The 5,257-nt window shown below is 37.9% G+C and carries 4 protein-coding genes and 1 pseudogene; 1 reads left to right on the forward strand and 4 read right to left on the reverse strand.

What is annotated here, in order from left to right:
* The 4 genes and pseudogenes from ACY65O_RS10255 to ACY65O_RS10270 all read right to left on the reverse strand — a co-directional run.
* Positions 1 to 603 (reverse strand): annotated as a pseudogene (locus tag ACY65O_RS10255) (mandelate racemase/muconate lactonizing enzyme family protein); the annotation flags it as partial.
* A gap of 61 nt (positions 604 to 664) precedes the next feature.
* Entirely contained in the window at positions 665 to 1,591 is a 927-nt protein-coding gene (locus ACY65O_RS10260) for an RraA family protein (RefSeq protein ID WP_462220761.1), read from the reverse strand.
* 31 nt (positions 1,592 to 1,622) lie between these two features.
* Entirely contained in the window at positions 1,623 to 3,170 is a 1,548-nt protein-coding gene (locus tag ACY65O_RS10265; RefSeq protein WP_462220762.1) for a gluconokinase, read from the reverse strand.
* Positions 3,157 to 4,053, reverse strand: a complete 897-nt coding sequence (locus tag ACY65O_RS10270) for an AraC family transcriptional regulator (protein WP_462220763.1) — start codon at positions 4,051 to 4,053, stop codon at positions 3,157 to 3,159. The genes ACY65O_RS10265 and ACY65O_RS10270 overlap by 14 nt, the downstream gene beginning before the upstream one ends.
* A gap of 200 nt (positions 4,054 to 4,253) precedes the next feature.
* Between ACY65O_RS10270 and ACY65O_RS10275 the strand changes: the two genes are divergently transcribed.
* Positions 4,254 to 5,257: TonB-dependent receptor plug domain-containing protein (locus ACY65O_RS10275; RefSeq protein WP_462220764.1), on the forward strand; the 1,004-nt coding region annotated here is incomplete at its 3' end.

Below are 5,257 nucleotides of genomic sequence, written 5' to 3' on the forward strand. Positions count from 1 at the left end.
TAATTTTTTTTGTTCTTCGGGAGATGAAGCTTCTGGTGTATCCGCATAAATTCTTATTTTATCACGATACCTGCCGCCAAGCAGTTGCCAGCAGGGTACATTATAAGCTTTACCACAAATATCCCACAGCGCCATTTCAACAGCGCATACACCGCCAGCCTGCCGGGCCTGCCCGCCAAACTGTTTTACCGATTTAAATATTTGTTCTACGTTACAGGGATTTTTTCCCAGTATGCGGCTTTTAAGCATAAGGGCATAACGTACATCGGCTGCATCTCTTACTTCACCTAATCCATATATGCCCTGGTTGGTATCAATACGAATAATTGCAGTGCCACCCATTACAGCCGTTAGGCAATAACGCATATCGGTTATCTTCAGATCTGAGGGGCTTGAATTGCGGCTAACCTTTTGCGTACTTTGTGCAATAATATCTTCAATAGGCGAAAAAGCAAGAGCGCTGCCAAATGCAATGCCACCCATGGTTGCTTTTTTAAAAAAGGAACGGCGACCATTTTCCTGTTCTTTGGGTATGGCTTCCTCCTCTGTAATATCATTATCTTTTAAACCCAGTTTGGCTAAATATTTTTGTGATGCTGTCATAAGAAAAGTTTTAAGTGTTGAGTTTTAAATTATAGTATGATTGCAGGGTACTAAGTACTTTTTACCATGTCCTGTCTTTCATATACTGATCCAGTTCCTGCCTTGTCATTGGAATTTTACCGGGGTTATCATCTATCCATTTTAAAAAATCTTTTTTTATTTCATCTGTCCATTGAGTATCTATTTGCCCCGGTGTATATTTTGCCTCACGTAATCGCTGATGGCCAAAGGCATCTTTCAATGAAATAAATTCTGCATTCAACACCACATCTTCCAAGAGGTGAGCAGGAATAAATATTACACCATTCTTTTTTGCCAGCACCGCATCGCCGGGTAATACTGTAGCCCTGCCAATGCGTATAGGTACATTAATTCCGCTCAGCATCATTTGTTGTATATAAGAAGGGTCGTTACCTTTTGTCCATGCATTAAAACCTTTTATTTCTTCCAGGCCTTCCACATCCCGTACCGAGCCATAAAAAATTACGCCGCGTAATGATTTTGCATAAATGGCATTACCCAGGTTATCACCTATCAGTGTACCATCAACAATTTTTCCATAGCTGTCTGCCACATAGATGTCGCCGTTTTTAAGCACATCAATGGGCCACGAATTTGTTGCGCCAATACGGCCTTCGGTTTTGCCTTTATCTTTTATAATTTTATCAACATCTGGCCGCAGCGGAAAGTATTGTGCAGTTACTACTCTTCCTGTCATTGCCGAGTCGTCGTGCATAACTATCCAGTCGCCTTCAAATTGATTTTGATAACCTTTGTTCCGAAGAATGCCCCAAGCTTCTTCAAGATGAACAGATTTTAAACGCTCCAATAATTTATCAGACACTTTAGGCCGGCCATCGGCAAATCGTTCGCCTTTCCATTCGGGTGTATAGGCTTTTATTTGTTCGGGTGTTGGCGTTACTTGTTGTGCGCTGCATTGCACAGCTATTAATAATGCCAGGAAAAAGACCACGCTAAGTTTTTTCATATTTCAATCGTTTTATGTTACCGGTTAATTTTTATTTATTCTTTTGCTGAAGGTTAGCTATTGCTTCAAACTCTGCATTAAATTTTGTACTTAGTTTTTCAAATATGTCTGCATATTTTTTATAAATGGAATTGTTTTGTTTGTTGGGTTTAAATGTTGTGGAAAATTCCACACTTCTTGCGGCCTCATCAAGGCTTTTATAAATGCCCATATCTGTTGCACTTAATAAAAAAGTACCTAACCCTACACTGCTTTTATTTTTACTGATGCCAACAGGCTTGTTAAAAATATCTGCGATTAACTGGCTGCAAAATGGAATGGTAGCAAAGCTGCCGTTTACCGAAAGGCTTTTTATACTGCGGTGTTCTTCCAATGTTTTTCCAATACTGAACATTTCATACAATATGCCTTCAATAGTTGCCCTTATAAAATGTTTTTGTTCATGATTAATGTTTAAACCAAAATAAACACCCCTTGCATTGGCATTCCATATCGGTGCTCTTTCGCCCAGTAAATAGGGTAGAAATAATAAGCCATCTGAACCTGCTTCAACTTTTGATGCATCGTTTATTAATTCTTCCATACAGTTTTCAATATCATAGGCATATTTAAAATCGCCAAACTGCTTTGCAAACCATTCAAAAATTACCCCGCCGTTATTAGTAGGTCCGCCGCTCACATAATATTCTTCATTTAATACATAATTAAAAAACCGTTGCTTATCATCTTTTAAAATTTCTTTGCCTACCACTCTCATAGCGCCACTATCTTCAATGGTTACTGTGGCCTTACCTTCTCCCCAAACTCCTGCACCCAATGTGGCCATGCAGCCATCGCTTGATCCTGTAATTATTTTTGTATCGGCGCTAAGCCCTAATGATGTTTGATATTCTTTTCGCAGTTTACCGGCAGAATGAAATACAGAAACCAGTTCGGGTAATTTAGCTGCTGTAATGCCAGCATAGGCCAATGCCTCTGCATCCCATTTCATTTTATGTATATTAAATAAACCAGTTGCCGAAGCCAGGCTGTAGTCAATAACATATTCACCTGTTAATTGCTGAATAATATAACTTTTAATGGAAAGAAATTTGCTTGTTTTTTTAAACCGTTCTTTATCCTGGTTTTTCATCCAGGCAATTTTTACCAATGGCGACATGGGGTGAATGGGAGTACCAGTTGCTTTATATATTGTTTTGCCCAATGAACTGTTTTTTAATAAAGAGGCTTCTTTTTTACCTCTGTTGTCTGCCCATGTAATGGCATTACCAAGTGGTACACCATTTTTATCAATGGCAAGTACACTATGCATAGATGCACTAAAACAGAGATTAATAACTTTATACTTTTCGGCATGTACTTTTTCTGTAAGAAAATTTTTGAGTACATACAACATAGTAATAAATAATTGTTCGGGATCCTGCTCACTATAATCGGGTTGTGGATGAAAACTGGGATAAGCTCCTCTTGCAGAGCCTATCATGTTACCCACTAAATCAAATGCAAAAACCCGAACAGCATTTGTGCCGAGTTCAATGGTAATTACACATACTTTTCTGGCAGAATTAATCTTGCTCATTGGAAATATTTTTTTTTCTAAAATCGCTGGGGGTATACCCGGTTAACTTTTTAAAAGTAGTAGCAAAATGCTGCGATGAATAAAAGCCGATATCCAAAGCAATATCAGTTACACTTAAATTATTTTGCTTTAATAATTTTATGGCTTCAGAAATACGGATGGTGATTAAATAGTTTAATGGCGAAAAACCAGAATAGTTTTTTACTTTTTCTGTAAAAGTGGTGGTGCCCAAACCCACCATTGCAGCCATTTCATCTACCGTCCATGTATGCGAAAGGTTTTGCCTAAGCGCTTGTTCAAGCTGTATAAAAGATTGCGGAAAATCACGGTGGGTATTGTTTTGTAACGTGAGTTTACGGGCAATTAAAATAAACAACTCATCAATTAGCTGGTTAACTCTTGTAGTATATCCTATTTGCTGATTAAACAGTTCATGATGAATTTCATGGAATATTCTGCCTGTTTCCTTTACTCTTGAAAGTACAGGGGTGTTGCATAGTCTTAATATTTTTCCTATGGCAAGTATTTCATTTTTGGGCAGGCTGCTCCATTTGCCAAACATCATCCTTTCATCTGGCATCGATTTGTTAACTTCAATAGAAAGCCAGCAAAGTTTACCAATATCCAGTACGCCCTTTTGTCCCCCAAAATTATGGCCCGGCTGTATGAGTACCACATCACCGGGATATAAAATATGATAATGATCGTTGATGACCCATTCAAATTTCCCTTCTAAAATATAATAAATGCGTATGCTTACTGTAGCGGCTTTGTTAAGAGAATTGAGTTGAACGGCATTGTTTCGTTTTATAGCAAACTCCAGTATATGTGCAAAAGGAAGCAGTTCTTTTGAATTTCCCTGTTGTAGAAAAAACTGATTCATGCAATCGTTATTGGTTTACTAATATACAGTTATTATTCCTGCTTTTTATTAGGCCTTGCTGCAAATATCAACTTTCTATACATAGTAAATGTTTAAAATTCAACGGTGTTTAATATTGGAAGCTTATTGAGATTATTTAACCCTACTTTGTAGTCTGTTAAAAAATTTATTTAAAATTATTAACCAACCAACTTGCTATTATGAAAAAACGATTGCACCTGTCGGCAATGCGTAAAATACTTTTTACGTTTTCCTTATTATTATTTTTTACGTTGCAAATTATTGCTCAAACTGTAAGTGGTAAACTTACTGATGGAGATGGTAAAGCACTTCCCAATATTACAGTATCTGTAAAAGGAACCAATACCGGTACTTTTACAAATGCTTCCGGGCAGTATAGCATTACGGCAGGTTCAACTGCTGTTTTGTTATTCAGTTCTGTTGGTTTTATTACACAGGAAATACAAGTATCCGGACGTAATGTTATTGATGTGATTTTAATATCGGAGAATCGTAGCCTTACCGAAGTAGTGGTAACAGCACTGGGCATTAGTAAACAATCAAGAGGTCTTGGTTATGCCGCATCAAATATTAAGGCAGAAGAACTTACTATTAATAGAACGGCAAATCCGTTTAATGCATTGCAGGGAAAAGTGGCAGGGGTTAATATTTCAAGTCTGGGTACTGGTCCCGGAGGTTCATCAAAAATCCGTATACGTGGCCAGTCTTCTATTTCCGGACAAAATAATCCTTTGATTGTTATTAATGGTGTACCAGTTGATAATACTAATTTTAATGAGGGTACCTCTGCCGGTATAAAAGGAGGAGGTGTTACATCTGATGGTGGCGATGGCTTATCCAGTATCAATCCTGATGATATTGAAAATATGACTGTGTTAAAAGGTGCTGCTGCTTCTGCTCTTTATGGGTCAAGGGCAAAAGATGGTGTAATAATGGTTACTACTAAAACGAAAGGTAAAGCTAAAGGGCTGGGTGTAACTTACAATCTTAATTACATTAATGATAATCCTTTGGATTACACCGACTATCAAACGGAATATGGGCAGGGAGAAAATGGTGTACGGCCAACAGCTCCAAACCCTACATCAGGTCAATGGTCATTCGGCGAAAAAATTGTGCCCGGTATGACACATACATTATATAATACCACTGGCATTCCTTATGTAGCGCAGGGCAGCCGTAT

Origin of the sequence: Ferruginibacter sp. (assembly GCF_031430955.1) — a bacterium.
Taxonomy (GTDB): domain Bacteria; phylum Bacteroidota; class Bacteroidia; order Chitinophagales; family Chitinophagaceae; genus Ferruginibacter.